Origin of the sequence: Amycolatopsis mediterranei (assembly GCF_026017845.1) — a bacterium.
In the GTDB taxonomy this organism is placed as follows: Bacteria; Actinomycetota; Actinomycetes; order Mycobacteriales; family Pseudonocardiaceae; genus Amycolatopsis; species Amycolatopsis mediterranei.
Window position 1 is genome coordinate 9,603,692 of sequence record NZ_CP100416.1, and the last position, 14,861, is coordinate 9,618,552.

Below are 14,861 nucleotides of genomic sequence, written 5' to 3' on the forward strand. Positions count from 1 at the left end.
CCATGAGTCCGGTCAGACGCGGCAAAGAGCTGCCGATCTACAACCGGCTTCCCGTGCTGCGGGCGGAGCGGGGGATGACCCGAGCCACGCTGGCCGGTGCCGTCGATGTCAACCCGCAGACCATCGGCGCGCTCGAGCGGGGTGACCACTATCCGAGCCTGGATCTGGCGTTCCGGATCTGCGCGGTGTTCGACCTGCCCGTCGAGGCGGTCTTCAGCCGCGAGCCGTTCACGCCGCTGTCCACCCAGGTCTACCGCGAGGGGGGAGCATGACCGAACAACCGGGCCGACTCGCGGCCTACTGGGAACGCCAGCTCGACAGGCTGGAGGAAGGCGAACGGAAACGGGCCCGGCACCTGCCGGGCCGGCGCACCCGGAAGCACCGGCGGCCGCTCGTTGTCGTCCTGGTCGTCGCCGATCTGACCATGATCGCCGGCGCGACGCGGTTCAAGGTGGCGCCGGAATGGGTCTTCGCGGCGTTCTGGCTGAGCGGGCTGGTCGCCGGCGGCTTCGCGTTCCTGACCCTGCGCGTGCTGACCGGGCGGATGAGCAACAGCTTCTCGCGCCTGCTGGACGAACGCGAGCGCGAGTGGCGCCACCGCGTCACCTACATCGGCTACCAGGCGCTCAGCTACCTGATGGTGATCGCGCTGCTGTACGGCTTGTTCATCGGCGGCACCGAAAACGGCGGCCTCCGCGGCGCGATGATGCTGTCCGCACTGCTGGTCACCGGCACCACCATCCCGGCCGTCGTGCTGGGCTGGTCGCTGCCGGACGACGACCCCGAGGATTTCGAAGAGGGGATGGGGAATGCCTGAGGGGACACTGGAGATCGACGGGATCTCCAAGCGCTACGGCGCCAAGGTCGCGCTGGACGGCGTCTCGTTCGACGTCCGCGCGGGCGAGCTGTTCGGCTTCGTCGGCAGCAACGGCGCCGGCAAGACCACCACCATGCGGATCGCGCTGGGTGTGCTGGCCGCCGACGGCGGTGAAGTGCGCTTCGACAACCGGCCGGTCACCCACGAAACCCGCACGCACATCGGCTACATGCCGGAGGAACGCGGGCTGTACCCGAAGATGAAGGTGCTCGACCAGCTCGTCTACCTGGCCGAGCTGCACGGGCTCAGCGCCGACGAGGCCCACCGCAACGCCGAGAACTGGATCAGCAGGCTCGGGCTGGCCGATCGCCGCAAGGACGAGGTGCAGAAGCTCAGCCTCGGCAACCAGCAGCGCGTCCAGCTGGCCGCGGCGCTGGTGCACGACCCCGCGGTGCTGGTGCTCGACGAGCCGTTCTCCGGCCTCGACCCGCTCGCCGTCGACGTGATGAGCGGCGTCCTGCGGGAGAAGTCCGCGGCAGGGGTGCCGGTCGTGTTTTCCAGCCACCAGCTCGACCTCGTCGAGCGGCTGTGCGACCGGGTCGGGATCATCCGCGACGGCCGGATGGTCGCCGTCGGCACGGTCGCCGAACTGACCTCGGGCGCGCGCAGCAAGCTCGTCGTGACGGCGCCGGCCGCGAGCAACGGCTGGGCCGCGGGCCTGCCCGGCGTGCGCGTGCTGGAGCACCACGGCACCACCACCGTGCTCGACCTCGAACCGGGCGCGGACGACCAGGCCGTGCTGGCTGCCGCGCTGGCGACCGGGCCGGTCACCGAGTTCAGCCGCCGTCGCCGCTCGCTCACCGAGCTGTTCCGCGACGCCGTGTCCGATGGCGCTGTCACCGAGGGGGAACCGCGATGAGGACGTTGAGTGGCCGCCGCGCCGTCTGGCTCGTGATGAAGCGCGAGCTGAACACCCGGCTGCGCACGAGGTCGTTCGTCGTCGGCACCGGCGTCCTGCTGGTGCTGCTGCTGGGGTACGTCCTGTTCCAGACGTCGCTGGCCGGTTCGTCGGACAAGAGCACCGTCGGGCTGACCGGCCAGGCGATCGGGATCGCCCGCCAGCTGCAGACCGAAGCGGCGCTTTCCGGGCGCGAGATCAGCACGGTCGTCGTCACCGACGCGGCGGACGGCCGGAAGAAGGTCGAAGACGGCGACATCGACGCGCTCGTCTCGGGCAGCGCGGCGCAGCTGACCGCCACCTACAAGTCCTCTTTGGACACCGAGCTGCGCCGGGTGCTCGACCAGGTCGCCCAGCAGCAGGTGCTCGACGGCGTGCTGTCGTCCGCGCAGCTGGAACCGGCCGAGGTGATGGCCAGGGTCAACGGCACGCACGTCCGGGACGACGCCCTCTCGCCGCAGCCGGCCGACCAGACGCAGCGGCTGGTCGTCGGGCTGGTCGTGGCGTTCCTGCTGTACATGAGCATCATCACCTACGGGATGATGGTCGCCCAGGGCGTCGTCGAGGAGAAGTCGAGCCGGGTCGTGGAGATCCTGCTCGCCAGCGTGCGGCCGTGGCAGCTGTTGCTGGGCAAGGTGATCGGGCTCGGCCTGGTCGGCCTGACCCAGCTGGTCATCCTCGCGGTGGTCGGGCTGGGCGCCGCCGCGGCGACCGGCGTGTTCACCCTGTCCGGCTTCGCGACGGGCGCGGTGCTGTGGGGCCTGCTCTGGTACCTGCTGGGCTTCCTGTTGTACGCCACCATCTACGGCGCGCTGGGGTCGCTGGTCTCGCGGCAGGAGGACACCCAGTCGGTGGTCGGGCCGCTCAACATCATCCTGGTCGTCGGGTTCATCGCCGGCTTCAACCTGCTGGTCCAGAACCCGGCGGGCTCGGCGACGAAGATCGTCTCGCTGATCCCCCTGCTGTCGCCGATCCTGATGCCGGCCCGCATCTCGACGGGCGCGGCGGCGGGCTGGGAGATCGGGCTGTCGCTGGCACTGACCATCGCGCTCGTCGCCGTGCTGACCTGGGTCGGCGGGAAGATCTACGGCAACAGCGTGCTGCGGATCGGCAGCCGCATCAAGCTGTCGGAAGCATTGCGTGGCTGAGGTGCGGCCGGCGGGACCCGGCGACGTGAGCGCGATCCACCGGTTCGGCGAAGCCCACGTCCGGGCCCACTACACCCCGCTGATCGGCGCGGCCGCCGCCGAAGCGCAGGTCCGCGACTGGTGGAACGAGACGCACGTCGGCGCGGCCGTGTCGGCCGGGCTCGTGGTCGTCGCCGAGGCCGGCGGCGAGCTCCTCGGCGTCGGGCAACGCGGCCGCTGCGGGGCCGACCACGTGGTCTACAAGCTCTACGTCCACCCCGGACAGCGCGGCCGCGGGCTCGGTCCACGGCTGCTCGACGCCCTGGCCGCGCAGCTGCCCACCGGCACCGGACGGCTGTACATCGAACACTTCGCGGCCAACGAGCGAGCCGGCGCGTTCTACGAGCGCGAAGGCTTCGCCGTCGATCGGATCGTGCCGAGCTCCACCGGTGATCCCGCGCTCGCGGTCGTCTGGCGCATCAAGTTCCTCACGAGGTGATCTTGCCGTACCGTTCCAAGGACACCTGGCGCTCGTGGGCGTGGTCGACCATGGGTTCCGGGTATCCCTCGGGGCGGTCCTTCAGCTGGTGCACTGCCTTGCCGGGCACCGAGCGCAGCTCCGGCACGTACTTGCGCACGTAGTCGCCGGCCGGGTCGAACTTCTCGCCCTGGGTTGTCGGGTTGAAGATGCGAAAGTACGGTGCCGCGTCGGTGCCGCAGCCCGCGACCCACTGCCAGTTCAGCTGGTTCGACGCCAGGTCGCCGTCCACCAGGTGCTTCATGAAGTGGCGGGCGCCCAGCCACCACGGCAGGTGCAGGTCCTTCACCAGGAAGCTCGCGACGACCATCCGCACCCGGTTGTGCATCCAGCCCTCGGCCAGCAGCTGCCGCATCCCGGCGTCCACGATCGGGTAACCGGTGCGACCCGCGCACCACCGCTCGAAGGCCTCGCGGTCGTCGTCGTACTTCATCCCGTCGAAGCGGTGGTCGTAGTTCTCACGCGCGGTTTCCGGGCGGTGCCACAGGACGTCGGCGTGGAACTCGCGCCAGCAGATCTCGCTGCGCAGCGACTTCGCGCCGACGCGGTCGTCACCCGCCAGGTCGGCCAAGATCGTCCGCGGGTGGATGCAGCCCCAGCGCAGGTACGGCGACAGCCGGGTGGTGCCTTCACGGTCCGGCCGGTCGCGGTCCTCGTCGTAGGTCTCGATGCCGTCGTCCAGGAATTCGTGCCAGACGTCGAGTGCGGCCTGCTCGCCGGGCTCGGGCAGCGTCGCGGAGACGGCGGGCGCCTTCGGGATCTTCAGCGACCGCGGCGGTTCCACCCAGTCCACAAGGGACGGACCGGTGTCGGCGGGTGAATGCCAGCCGCGGGCGGTCCAGGCGCGGAAGAACGGCGTGAAGACGCGGTACGGGCTGCCGTCCGGCTTGGTGACGCGGCCCGGCGTCACGGCATACGACGAGCCCGTCTCGACCCACTCGATGTTGTGCTCCGCCAACGCTTTCGCCACCGAAGCGTCCCGGCGGCGACCGTAGGGCCCGGTGTCGGCGCTGACGTGCACCGCGGCCGCACCGATCTTCTTCGCCGCCTTCACGACTTCGGCCGCCGGTTCGCCGCGGACCAGCATCAGCCGGCCGCCGAGCTGCTCGTTCAGCTTCTCCAGGCAGCCGTAGAGGAACGCTTCCCGCGGCGCGCCACCAGGCTTCAGCAGTGCTTCGTCGAGGACGTACAGCGCGAGCACGTGCTTGCTGTGGCGCGACGCCTCCAGCAGCGCGGCGTGGTCGCCGAGCCGCAGGTCACGGCGGAACCACAGGACGACCGGCGCTTCTCGAGTCACGACGGTAAACGATAAGCGCCCCGCCGTGCGGGTGCACGACGGGGCGGAATCGTCTTTCGAAGGAGGCTCAGCGCTCCGACATCGGGGTGTAGTCCCGCGAAGCGTGGCCGGTGTAGATCTGCCGCGGGCGGCCGATCTTGGTGGCCGGGTCGTTGATCATCTCGCGCCAGTGCGCGATCCAGCCCGGGAGCCGGCCCAGCGCGAACAGCACCGTGAAGAACTTCGTCGGGAAGCCCAGCGCCCGGTAGATCAGGCCGGTGTAGAAGTCCACGTTCGGGTACAGCTTGCGCTCGATGAAGTACTCGTCGGAGAGCGCCGTCTCCTCGAGCTTCTTGGCGATGTCGAGCAGCTGGTCGCCGCCCTTCAGCTTGCCGAGGATCTCGTCCGCGGTGTTCTTGATGATCTTCGCGCGCGGGTCGTAGTTCTTGTAGACCCGGTGCCCGAAGCCCATCAGCTTCACGCCCTTTTCCTTGTTCTTCACCCGCTCGACGAACTTGGCGACGTCGCCGCCGTCGTTCTTGATGCCCTCGAGCATGTCGAGCACCGCGGCGTTCGCGCCACCGTGCAGCGGGCCGAACAGCGCGTTGATGCCCGCCGAAATCGAGGCGAACAGGTTCGCCTCGGACGAGCCGACCAGGCGCACGGTCGAGGTCGAGCAGTTCTGCTCGTGGTCGGCGTGCAGGATGAACAGCAGGTCGAGCGCCTTCGCGACGTCCGGGTCGACCTCGTACGGCTCGGCCGGGAAGCCGAACGTCATCCGCAGGAAGTTCTCGACCAGGCCGAGCGAGTTGTCCGGGTACAGCAGCGGCTGGCCCACGGACTTCTTGTACGCGTAGGCGGCCAGCGTCGGCACCTTGGCGAGCAGCCGGATCGTGGACAGCTCCACGTTCGGCTCGTCGAACGGGTCGAGCGAGTCCTGGTAGAAGGTCGACAGCGCCGACACCGCGCTCGACAGCACCGGCATCGGGTGCGCGTCGCGCGGGAAGCCACTGAAGAACGCCTTGAGGTCCTCGTGCAGCAGCGTGTGCCGCTGGATCTTCTCGGTGAAGTCGGCCAGCTGGGTCTCGGTCGGCAGCTCGCCGTAGATCAGCAGGTAGGAGACCTCGACGAAGGTCGACTTCTCGGCGAGCTGCTCGATCGGGTACCCGCGGTAGCGGAGGATGCCGGCGTCACCGTCGATGTAGGCGATGGCGGACGACGCGGCACCGGTGTTGACGAAACCGGGGTCGTAGGTGATGTACCCCGTCTGCGCCAGCAGCTTGCCCAGTTCGATCCCCGGCGCGCCTTCGACCGGGTGGACGATCTTGAACTCGTGCTCGCCACTCGGCAGGGTCAGCTTCGCGGTTTCTCCGCCGGACTGCCCCGCAGTCGTCGCGTCGGACATGCAAGTCCCTCTCACGTTGGGCACGGGCCGGCGGCGCCTGTACGTTCCACAGGTAGCCACGTGTTCACGCGAGGAAACACTGGCGCCTCGCTGCACACCGCCCCGCTGGGGTATGAAGAATGCCCCTCTACGCTAGTCGAGAAACCCGCCTTCGCGCAGCGGTGACGTTGCTCCTGGGGGCCCCTTTGGGACCAGGTTCACACGGTGGCCGCCATGTCGGCGGACGTGGGCGGTTCGGCACCGCTGCGGGACACCGTGATCGACGCCGCTTTCGCCGCGAACCCCAGCGCCTCGCGCCACGCGCCGGCGTCGAGGGAGGCCAGGTCGGTGGCCTCGCGGGTGTGCAGCCAGGCCAGCAGCGCGCCGTGCACGGTGTCGCCCGCGCCGATGGTGTCCACGACGGTGACCTTGCGCGAGGGCACGTGGGCCAGCTCACCTGCGGCGGTGATCACCGAGAGCCCGTCGGCGCCCCGGGTGAGCACCACGGCGTCCACACCGGACTCGATCCACGTCTTCGCGGCGGCGACCGGGTCGGCGCCTTCGGTGAGCCACGCGGCGTCGTCGTCGGAGATCTTCAGCAGCCGGACGTCCGGCAGCCAGGAGGCGAACCGGGCCCGGTAGGCGGCCGGGTCGGTGATGAGCGCCTCGCGGATGTTGGGGTCGAGCACGGTCAGCACGCCGCGGGCCGCTTCGCGCCGCAGCATCGCCTCGTACGCCGAGGCGCCGGGCTCGAGGACCATGCCGAGCGTGCCGAGTGAGAGCGCTGTCACACCGTCGGCCAGCGGACCCGGATCGGCGACCAGCCGGTCGGCGGTGCCCTCGACGTAGAAGCTGTAGCGCGCGGCCCCCTTCGCGTCGAGCGCCACGACGGCCAGCGTCGTCGGCTCGTCGCCGCGCTGCAGCAGCGAGGTGTCGACGGCCGAGGCGTGCAGCCGCTCGATCATCGCTTCGCCGAAGCGGTCGGTGGAGACGCGCGAGAGGAACGCCGCCGGCACGCCGAGCCGTCCGGCGGCCAGCGCGACGTTGTACGGGCCGCCGCCGAGCCGGGGCAGCAGCGCGCGCAACCCACCGTCCACAGTGGAATCCAGGAGGTCGCCGGGAACCAGGTCGACCAGAGCTTCTCCGCCTACGACGATCACGCCGGCAGTTTAATTGACCCCGGCCTGACAATTCCTGTCCGCTATTTGTTCAAGCCGCCGAGCAGCAGTTCGCCCAAAGCGGTGAACGCGTCGGCGTCGGACACATCGGTCCGCTGGGCGAGCACCCCGGTCTGGATGCCCTCGATGATCAGCCCGGTCATCTCGGCCACCAGCCGGGCATGGACGTCGCGGAACACCCCGTCGGCGACGCCCTTGTCGATGAACTGCCGGAGCCGGGTCGCGGCGAACCGGCTGTTGAGCTGGTAGGCCTCCCGGGCCGGGCCGAACTCGGCGAGGTCCCGCATGAAGGCCGCCGACGCCCGGTTGAGGTGCTCGGCGACCCCGGCCAGGTACTCGCCGATGAGCTTGGGGGCGTCGTCGATCCCCGCGATGCGCTCTTCGATCCGCTCCGCGGCACCCCGGAAGAACCGGGTGACGACCTTGACGGCGAGCTGCTCCTTGCTGGGCGCGAGCGCGTAGAGCGTCGACTTCGAGCAGCGCAGGCGGCCGGCGAGGTCGTCCAGCGTGAAGACGGCGAAGCCCTCGGCCAGGAAGAGCGCCTCGAGGTCGCCGAGCAGCGCCTGCTGGCGGGCGGTCGGCCGTCGGCGGCGTTCGGGGCGCATCGGCTCACTATCTCCTACGTCTTCCGGCCACCCCAGGCCTGCCGTACTGTACTCTGAATTGACCCACAGTACTGTTTTCAGTACTGAACTATTCCGGGTCTTCGCCCCGGGCCGGGGGCTCCCGCCACCCGGACCCCCGGAAGACACGGGTTTGGAGGACGACGATGCCCGCCGAACGCCTGCTGCCTTCATCGGAAGCCGCGGACCTGGTCGCCCTGGCCACGGAGATCGCGCGCGACGAGCTCGCCCCGCGGGCGGCAGCGGCCGAGGAAGCGGAGCAGTTCCCCCGCGAACAGTTCCGCCTGCTCGGCAAGTCCGGGCTGCTGGGCCTGCCCTACAGCGAGCGCTGGGGCGGCGGCGACGTCTCGTACGAGGTGTACCTGCAGGTCCTGGAGGAGATCGCGACGGCGTGGATGACGGTCGGCGTCGGGCTGTCGGTGCACACGATGTCCTGCTACGCGCTCACGCAGTACGGCACCGACGAGCAGCGCGACCGGTGGCTCCCGGACATGCTCGAAGGCTCGCTCCTGGGCGCGTACGCCCTGTCGGAGACGCAGGCGGGCTCGGACGCGGCGGCGCTGTCGACGCGCGCGCGTCTCGACGGCCCGGACTACGTCGTCAACGGCACGAAGGCGTGGATCACCCACGCGGGGGTGGCGGACTTCTACACGACGATGGTCCGCACGGGCCCGGACGAAATCTCGTGCCTGCTGGTCGACGGAGCCACCGAAGGCCTGTCGGCGGCTCCGCGGGAACGGAAAATGGGCCTGACCGGCTCGCCGACGGCACAGATGATCTTCGAGAACGCGCGCGTCCCGGCCGAGCGGCTCTTGGGCGCTCCGGGAGCCGGGCTGCGCATCGCACTGTCGTCGCTGAGCTCGGGCCGGCTCGGGATCGCGGCCTGCGCGGTGGGCCTGGCCCAGGCGGCGCTGGACGAAGCGGTGGCGTACGCGAAGGGGCGCTCGCAGTTCGGCCGCCCGATCATCGACTTCCAGGGCGTCGAGTTCCTGCTGGCGGACATGGCCGCGACGGTGGAGGCGTCCCGGGCGCTGTACCTGGACGCGGCCCGGCGCCGGGACCGCGGGATGCCGTTCAACCGGCAGGCGTCGATCGCCAAGCTGGTGGCGACCGACGGCGCGATGAAGGTGACGACGGACGCGGTGCAGGTCCTCGGCGGCGCCGGGTACACGCGGGACTTCCCGGTCGAGCGGTACATGCGGGAGGCGAAGGTGCCGCAGATCTTCGAGGGGACGAACCAGATCCAGCGGCTCGTCATCGCCCGGGAGCTGAAGAACGCGTAGCCCGGTCGAGCGACCCGTGTCGCGCCTCGGGGACGGATACCGTGGTGGCATGCCCGGTCATCTGCTGACCATCGCGGAATACGCGGCGCTCGACGGCACCGGTTTCACCGAGCTGGTGGAAGGCCGCGTGGTGACTTCGCCCGGCTCCGGCCGGAGACACGACGTGGCCGTCTGCCTGCTGGCCGGCCAGCTCGAACGGCAGCTGCCGCGCGGGCTCGCCTTCGTCGTCCGCAACGACCTCGACCTGCGCTTGGCGCCGGAGGGCGAACCCGGCTTCGCCCGGCGGCCGGACCTGCTGATCGTCGGCCGGGCCGCGCTCGCCCGCGGAGACGGCCTGTTCCGGGCCGACGAGGTCCTCATCGTCGTCGAAATCGTGGCGCCGGACTCGAAGCGCACCGACTACCAGGTGAAGCACGACGAGTACGCCGACGCCGGGATCCCGCACTACTGGATCGTGGACACCGCCGAGCCGGTCTCGCTGGTCGCGTGCCGGGCCGGCGGCTCCGGCTACCTCGACGCGCCGGCGGTCACCGGGACGTTCACCACGGATGTTCCGTTCCCGGTGAAGCTCGACCTCGACGCCTTGGTCTCGTGAAGGGGCAGGCGGTTCACCACGTCGAGGCAGCGGCGTCACACGCTCGGTACAGATACGGTTACTCATGGTTGCACCTGAGCCGTGAGACAATTCGGGCGACGTGAGGAGACGCTGTGATTGCACTTCCCCAGCCGCGCCCCGCTCGCCGGTGGGAGATTCCCGATCACCTGCTGACGATCGAGGAGTACGCGGCGCTCGGTGAGACCGACACAGGTTTTACCGAGCTCGTGGAAGGCCGCGTCGTGATGTCTCCCAGTCCCAGCAGAAAGCACAACAAGGCGGCTTGGCTGCTGGGCCGGCAGCTGGAATCCCAGCTGCCGGCGGAACTCGATTTCACCCCGGACATCGACGTGGATCTTGGTCTGGCACCCCGCGGTGAACCGGGGTTCTCGCGCCGTCCCGACCTGTTGATCACTTACCGCGAGGCGAGTGCTCGCGTGGATCAGGAAGGCGACATGTATCGCGCCGACGAGGTGGTCGTGGTCGTCGAGTTCGTGTCGCCGGGTTCGAAGCGCACCGACTACCAGGTGAAGCACGACGAGTACGCGGACGCGGGAATCCCGCATTACTGGATCATCGACACGAGCGACCCCATCTCGCTGGTCGCGTGCCACCAAGCAGGCGAGTTCGGCTACCTGGACGCTGCCGCGGTCACCGGCACCTTCACCACCGACGTCCCGTTCCCGGTCGAGATCGACCTCGACGCCCTCCTCGGCTGAAACGGACGGGCAGCACGCCGGAACCGCCCGGTCACCGGCGTGCCGCCCGAATCTCAGCGAGTCTCCCGGTACCGGCGGTCCTTCGACACGCCCTCGCCCGTCGACTCGTCGAAGTGGTACACCTCGTCACCCCGGACGAACACGCGCAGCGCGCGGTTCATCACGTCCAGCGGGTCGCCCGACCACAGCACCACGTCGGCGTCGAGGCCCGGCTTGAGGGACCCGATCTGCCCGTCGAGGCCCAGCATCGACGCCGGGTTGATGGTCAGCGACCGCAGCGCCGTCGCCGGGTCGAGGCCGTCCTTCACCGCCAACGCCGCCTGGTACACCAGGAAGTTGATCGGGATCACCGGGTGGTCCGTCGTGATCGCGATCTTCACCCCCGCGCGGGCCAGGATGCCCGCCGAGCGCAGCGTGCGGTTGCGCAGCTCGACCTTCGACTTCGTGGTGAACAGCGGCCCCAGGATCACCGGCACGTCCCGCTCGGCCAGCAGGTCCGCGATCAGGTGCCCTTCGGTGCCGTGGTTGATCACCAGCTTGTAGCCGAACTCGTCGGCCAGCCGGATCGCCGTCACGATGTCGTCCGCGCGGTGGACGTGCTGGTCCCAGTACAGCTCGCCGTCGAGGACCTTCGACAGCGTCTCCAGCGTCAGGTCCACCTCGTGCGGCTTGCCCTCGGACTCCGCGTGCGCGCGCTTGGCCTGGTAGTTGCGAGCCTTCGTGAAGGCCTCGCGCAGGATCGCCGCGACGCCCAGGCGCGTCGACGGCGTCTGCTTTTTGTCGCCGTACACGCGCTTCGGGTTCTCGCCGAGCGCGCTCTTCACGCTGACGTGCTCCGCGAACGTCATGTCCAGGACGCTGCGGCCCCACGTCTTGACGCCGATCGTCTGGCCACCGATCGGGTTGCCGGAGCCGGGCTTGATGACGACGCTCGTGACGCCGCCCGCGAGCGCGTCGTCGAAGCCGGGCTCGTAGGGGTCGATGCCGTCGACGGCGCGGAAGCGGGCGCCGTTCGGGTCGGTCATCTCGTTGGTGTCGTTGCCGGCCCAGCCTTCGCCGTCCTCGTGGACGCCGAGGTGGGCGTGGGCGTCGAAGAAGCCGGGCAGCACCCAGGTGCCGGCCGCGTCGACCAGTTCGGCGTCCTCCGGGATGTCGACGTCGGCCTCGGTGCCGACGGCGACGATCTTGCCGCCGTCGATCAGGACCGTGCCGCCCTCGATGGGATCACCGTCGATGGGGACGACATGGCCCCCGACAATTGCCTTCGCCATAGTTCGCCACGCTAACGAACTCGTCCGGGGACGTGCACGCGGGCCTTCTCCAAGTGCACGAGCTCGTGGTTGTTCTCGGGCGTCCGGTGCGTCTCGCGGTAGCCGTGCTTGGCGTACAGGTGCAACGGCCCCACGCTCTTCGAGCCGGTGAAGAGCCGGAACACCGTCACCTCCGGTGGTGCCGCCGACTCCGCGAACCGCAGCAGCCCGCCGCCCAGCCCGGCGCCCTGCCGGTCCGGGGCGACGACCAGCCTGCCGATCACCCCGACCGGCCCGGTCACCGTCAGCCGCACCGACGCCACCAGGCGACCGGCCTCGCGCAGCCCCCAGGACAAGCCGGCGAGCGCCACGCGCGTCTCGTCCAGGGTCTCCAGCAGCGGCGGCAGGTCCAGGTCCCCGTGTGTCCGGGCCTCGGTGACGTACGCGGCCCGTTGCAGCGTCAGGACTTCACCCGCGTCGGCGACGCCCAGGCGAAGCGGCGTCACCGGACCCGGATGCCCCAGCTGCCCGACCACGACGCCGACGGCTCCAGCTCGATCAGGTCGGTGCCCGTGTTGAGCGCGTCGGCCGGGCAGGTCATCGGCTCGATCGCGACCGCGCGGCCGCGGCCGATCAGGTCGTCCGGGGTGAACACCTGCGCCCAGCGGAAGTCGGGGCCGGTCCACACCAGCAGCTCCTGGCCCTCGTGGCTGAGGACGATGTGGTGCGTGCCGTCCTCGGCCGCGGTGAGGCCGCCGAACGCCGTGTCCAGGTTGACGCCCGCCAGCACGCGGCCGGCGCGGAAGTCGTACTCCGTGCCCTCGACGTCCTGCTCCTCGGCGTAGGGCATCTGCTCGTCGGGCAAGGACGGCCGGACCCGGCTCGCGGGCAGCGCCAGCGTCAGCTCGTCGGTCGGGACGTCGCCGATGCGGAAGTACGGGTGCGTGCCGACGCCGACGCCGATCGGCTGCTCGCCTTCGTTGCGGATCTCGTGGGTGACGGTCAGTTCCCGCGGGGCGACCTCGTAGGTCACGGTCGCGCGCAGCGGCACCGGCCAGCCCGGCTGCACCGCGACGTCGACGGCCAGGGTGACCGACGATTCGGCGTGCTCCAGCAGCTCCCACTCGAGGTGGCGCGTCAGGCCGTGGATGGCGTTGCCGCGCGCCGCCTCGGTGATCTCGAGCTGCTGGGTCTCCCCTTGGAACGTCCACCGGCCGCCCTTGGTGCGGTTCGGCCAGGGCAGCAGCACCTGCCCGGCCCCCATCGGCGGCTTCGCGTCTTCGGGGAACTCCTCGACGTACGGCACGCCGCCGACTTCGAAGGCGCGCAGCCCGGCACCGATTTCGGTGACGACGGCGCGCGCGTTGCCGCGGGTGATCTCGAACTGCTGACCGGTCGGGTTGCCCATGCGCACGACCTTACCGACGAGCGGTTTCGCGGTGCGGCTACTCCTTCCCCGGCTTCCTCAGCGCGGCCAGGAGTGCTTCGCCGTCCGGGACGCCGAGCCCGGTGCAGGCGTCCCAGCCCGCCCGCGCCGGATAAGGCCCGTGCTTGCCGGAGATGTCGTTGTCGCCTTCGGTGACGTCGCGGAACCCCGGCTGTGTCCGCCCGGGCTGCGCACCGTCGTACAGGGCCGTGTTGAGCAGGCCGAGCGGCCGGCCGAGCGCCTGGGTGAGCCGCGCGACGAGCGCCGCCCACAGCGGCGCGACCGCGCTCGTCCCGCCGAACACGAGCTGCTCGCCGTCGACGAGGACCTCGTACCCGGTCGCCGGGTCGGCCACCGCGGCGACGTCCGGCACGCCGCGGCCGGGCTTGCCGGTCTTCCGCCGCTTGTCGACGCCGGCGTTTCGCTGGTACGCGGGCAGTCCGAACGCCACGCTGACCCCGCCGCCGGTCGCGCCGCCGCGTTCGCCGCCGTTCCACACGGTTTCGGACGCGACCGTGCCGCCGTCGGCGACGGCGAGCTTGGTGCCGCCGCAGGCCAGCAGGTGCGGGCTCGACGCCGGGAAGTCGGTGTGCAGGCCGCCGCCCCCCTCGCCGTCCGCGCTGCCGCGGTCGCCTGCCGCGGCGGTGACCGTGACGCCCAGCGCCGCCGCGTCCGCCAGCGCCGCGTCGAAGGCGCGGCGGGCCTGCGCGGTCCACTTGTCTTCGGGGGCACCCCAGCTGATGCTCACCGCGGCCGGCGTCGGGTCCGCGTGCACCGCGGTCGTCACCGCGTCGACGAAGCCGCGGTCGGTGTTGGGCGCGAAGTAGACGACCTGCCGTGCGCCCGGCGCGAGCGCGCCGGCCACCTCGATGTCCAGCAGGACCTCGCCGTCGGCCGAGCCCGCGTCGCCGCTGGGCAGGTTCTGGCCACCGTCGACGCCGACGGCCAAGACCTGGGGCGCGGGAATCCCGAGGCCGCCGAAGTAGGTGTCCAGTTCGGACTGCCGGAAACCGCCGCCCAGCTCGACGATCGCGATCGTCTGCCCGGTGCCGTCGGTGTTCGCCGGGAACCGGTAGACCCTGCCCAGCGCGTCGGGCCGGAAGCTCCTCGCGGCTTCGGGCTGCGACGCGCGGAAGCGCGCCTCCGCCTGCGGGCGGTTGTCGAGGCCCAGCACCGCGATGACGATCCCGTCGAGCGCGGCGGGGATGCGCAGTTCGCCGGAGCGAGCGCGGTGCTGGAACCCGCTCGCGTCACGGACGATCTGCAGCTCGGCACCGAACGTCCGCATCAGCGCCTCGGCTGTCCCCGCGACCGTCACTCTCCGCGAAGGAAGATCGGTGCCGACCACGGTCAGCCCGGCACCGCTCATGGCCACCCGGACGGCCTCGACGTCGGCCGGATCGGCGCCGTGGCGGTCGGCGAGCTCGGCTCGGCTGAGAGTATCCGGACCCTCGATGAGCTGGTCGGGAATTGACGAACGGCGCCGGAGCAGCACCGTGACGGTGATGCGCTCCTCAGGGGCGACGGGGTCGACGATCTCGACATCGGACGGGGCCACGCGTTCGCTGCCGGGCAGCGCTACAGAAGTATTTTTGCTCACGCTCAGTGATGCTGCGCGCTGGTTCATCCGGACGCCAGCCCGCTCACCTGAATGCCGCCCCTCGATTTTTTCACTCAAACCAACTAG

Annotated in this window: 16 protein-coding genes; 8 read left to right on the forward strand and 8 right to left on the reverse strand. The window is 70.5% G+C overall.

All coding sequences use genetic code 11. The features are described 5' to 3' along the window. The first annotated feature begins 2 nt into the window (after positions 1 to 2). From ISP_RS43490 to ISP_RS43510, 5 genes are read left to right on the forward strand one after another with little or no spacing between them, the layout of a single operon-like run. Positions 3 to 272: a helix-turn-helix transcriptional regulator gene (locus ISP_RS43490; RefSeq protein WP_013230147.1), complete on the forward strand. Its 270-nt coding sequence runs from the start codon at positions 3 to 5 to the stop codon at positions 270 to 272. Beyond that, on the forward strand, positions 269 to 817 hold the full coding sequence (locus ISP_RS43495) for a DUF6498-containing protein (RefSeq protein ID WP_013230148.1): 549 nt from the start codon (positions 269 to 271) through the stop codon (positions 815 to 817). The genes ISP_RS43490 and ISP_RS43495 overlap by 4 nt, the downstream gene beginning before the upstream one ends. Continuing rightward, positions 810 to 1,736: an ABC transporter ATP-binding protein gene (locus tag ISP_RS43500; protein ID WP_013230149.1), complete on the forward strand. Its 927-nt coding sequence runs from the start codon at positions 810 to 812 to the stop codon at positions 1,734 to 1,736. Before ISP_RS43495 ends, ISP_RS43500 begins: the two co-directional genes overlap by 8 nt. Further along, positions 1,733 to 2,923: an ABC transporter permease gene (locus ISP_RS43505; protein ID WP_013230150.1), complete on the forward strand. Its 1,191-nt coding sequence runs from the start codon at positions 1,733 to 1,735 to the stop codon at positions 2,921 to 2,923. The genes ISP_RS43500 and ISP_RS43505 overlap by 4 nt, the downstream gene beginning before the upstream one ends. Further along, a complete protein-coding gene (locus tag ISP_RS43510; protein ID WP_013230151.1) occupies positions 2,916 to 3,401 on the forward strand; it encodes a GNAT family N-acetyltransferase in 486 nt (161 codons plus the stop codon). The genes ISP_RS43505 and ISP_RS43510 overlap by 8 nt, the downstream gene beginning before the upstream one ends. On the opposite strand, the gene ISP_RS43515 is transcribed toward ISP_RS43510, so the two are convergent. The 4 genes from ISP_RS43515 to ISP_RS43530 all read right to left on the reverse strand — a co-directional run bounded on the left by ISP_RS43515 (position 3,391) and on the right by ISP_RS43530 (position 7,883). Beyond that, positions 3,391 to 4,737: a cryptochrome/photolyase family protein gene (locus ISP_RS43515; protein WP_013230152.1), complete on the reverse strand. Its 1,347-nt coding sequence runs from the start codon at positions 4,735 to 4,737 to the stop codon at positions 3,391 to 3,393. The two genes, ISP_RS43510 and ISP_RS43515, sit on opposite strands and share 11 nt — an antisense overlap. A gap of 67 nt (positions 4,738 to 4,804) precedes the next feature. Beyond that, a complete protein-coding gene (locus tag ISP_RS43520; RefSeq protein WP_013230153.1) occupies positions 4,805 to 6,121 on the reverse strand; it encodes a citrate synthase in 1,317 nt (438 codons plus the stop codon). Positions 6,122 to 6,318: 197 nt separating this feature from the next. After that, a complete protein-coding gene (locus ISP_RS43525; protein ID WP_013230154.1) occupies positions 6,319 to 7,260 on the reverse strand; it encodes a carbohydrate kinase family protein in 942 nt (313 codons plus the stop codon). A gap of 41 nt (positions 7,261 to 7,301) precedes the next feature. Continuing rightward, positions 7,302 to 7,883, reverse strand: a complete 582-nt coding sequence (locus tag ISP_RS43530; protein WP_013230155.1) for a TetR/AcrR family transcriptional regulator — start codon at positions 7,881 to 7,883, stop codon at positions 7,302 to 7,304. A 164-nt stretch (positions 7,884 to 8,047) separates the two neighbouring features. On the opposite strand from ISP_RS43530, the gene ISP_RS43535 reads away from it, so the two are divergent. The 3 genes from ISP_RS43535 to ISP_RS43545 all read left to right on the forward strand — a co-directional run bounded on the left by ISP_RS43535 (position 8,048) and on the right by ISP_RS43545 (position 10,498). After that, entirely contained in the window at positions 8,048 to 9,184 is a 1,137-nt protein-coding gene (locus ISP_RS43535; RefSeq protein ID WP_013230156.1) for an acyl-CoA dehydrogenase family protein, read from the forward strand. Positions 9,185 to 9,233: 49 nt separating this feature from the next. Then, the gene (locus ISP_RS43540) at positions 9,234 to 9,779 is read left to right on the forward strand and encodes a Uma2 family endonuclease (protein ID WP_013230157.1); all 546 of its coding nucleotides are present in this window, start codon (positions 9,234 to 9,236) and stop codon (positions 9,777 to 9,779) included. Positions 9,780 to 9,892: 113 nt separating this feature from the next. Then, positions 9,893 to 10,498, forward strand: coding sequence for a Uma2 family endonuclease (locus ISP_RS43545; protein WP_013230158.1), 606 nt, complete (start codon positions 9,893 to 9,895; stop codon positions 10,496 to 10,498). Between the two features lie 53 nt (positions 10,499 to 10,551). Here the strand turns inward: ISP_RS43545 and ISP_RS43550 are convergent, their stop codons facing one another. Genes ISP_RS43550 through ISP_RS43565 form a run of 4 tightly spaced genes read right to left on the reverse strand, consistent with a single transcriptional unit; the run spans position 10,552 to position 14,774 of the window. After that, positions 10,552 to 11,769 (reverse strand): amidohydrolase, encoded by a 1,218-nt coding sequence (locus ISP_RS43550; protein WP_013230159.1) that lies wholly within the window; start codon positions 11,767 to 11,769, stop codon positions 10,552 to 10,554. An 11-nt stretch (positions 11,770 to 11,780) separates the two neighbouring features. Next, complete coding sequence (locus tag ISP_RS43555; RefSeq protein ID WP_013230160.1) at positions 11,781 to 12,284, reverse strand: GNAT family N-acetyltransferase; 504 nt, start codon at positions 12,282 to 12,284, stop codon at positions 11,781 to 11,783. After that, positions 12,251 to 13,156, reverse strand: coding sequence for an aldose 1-epimerase family protein (locus tag ISP_RS43560; RefSeq protein ID WP_013230161.1), 906 nt, complete (start codon positions 13,154 to 13,156; stop codon positions 12,251 to 12,253). The genes ISP_RS43555 and ISP_RS43560 overlap by 34 nt, the downstream gene beginning before the upstream one ends. A 37-nt stretch (positions 13,157 to 13,193) precedes the next feature. Beyond that, positions 13,194 to 14,774, reverse strand: coding sequence for a S53 family peptidase (locus ISP_RS43565; protein ID WP_230468620.1), 1,581 nt, complete (start codon positions 14,772 to 14,774; stop codon positions 13,194 to 13,196). Between the last annotated feature and the right edge of the window lie 87 nt (positions 14,775 to 14,861).

Coding starts and splice junctions, on each gene's coding strand:
- ISP_RS43560 (WP_013230161.1), bottom strand. CDS start 13,156: ATGGGCAACCCGACCGGTCAGCAGTTCGAGATCACCCGCGGCAACGCG.
- ISP_RS43495 (WP_013230148.1), top strand. CDS start 269: ATGACCGAACAACCGGGCCGACTCGCGGCCTACTGGGAACGCCAGCTC.
- ISP_RS43550 (WP_013230159.1), bottom strand. CDS start 11,769: ATGGCGAAGGCAATTGTCGGGGGCCATGTCGTCCCCATCGACGGTGAT.
- ISP_RS43490 (WP_013230147.1), top strand. CDS start 3: ATGAGTCCGGTCAGACGCGGCAAAGAGCTGCCGATCTACAACCGGCTT.
- ISP_RS43500 (WP_013230149.1), top strand. CDS start 810: ATGCCTGAGGGGACACTGGAGATCGACGGGATCTCCAAGCGCTACGGC.
- ISP_RS43530 (WP_013230155.1), bottom strand. CDS start 7,883: ATGCGCCCCGAACGCCGCCGACGGCCGACCGCCCGCCAGCAGGCGCTG.
- ISP_RS43540 (WP_013230157.1), top strand. CDS start 9,234: ATGCCCGGTCATCTGCTGACCATCGCGGAATACGCGGCGCTCGACGGC.
- ISP_RS43535 (WP_013230156.1), top strand. CDS start 8,048: ATGCCCGCCGAACGCCTGCTGCCTTCATCGGAAGCCGCGGACCTGGTC.
- ISP_RS43520 (WP_013230153.1), bottom strand. CDS start 6,121: ATGTCCGACGCGACGACTGCGGGGCAGTCCGGCGGAGAAACCGCGAAG.
- ISP_RS43505 (WP_013230150.1), top strand. CDS start 1,733: ATGAGGACGTTGAGTGGCCGCCGCGCCGTCTGGCTCGTGATGAAGCGC.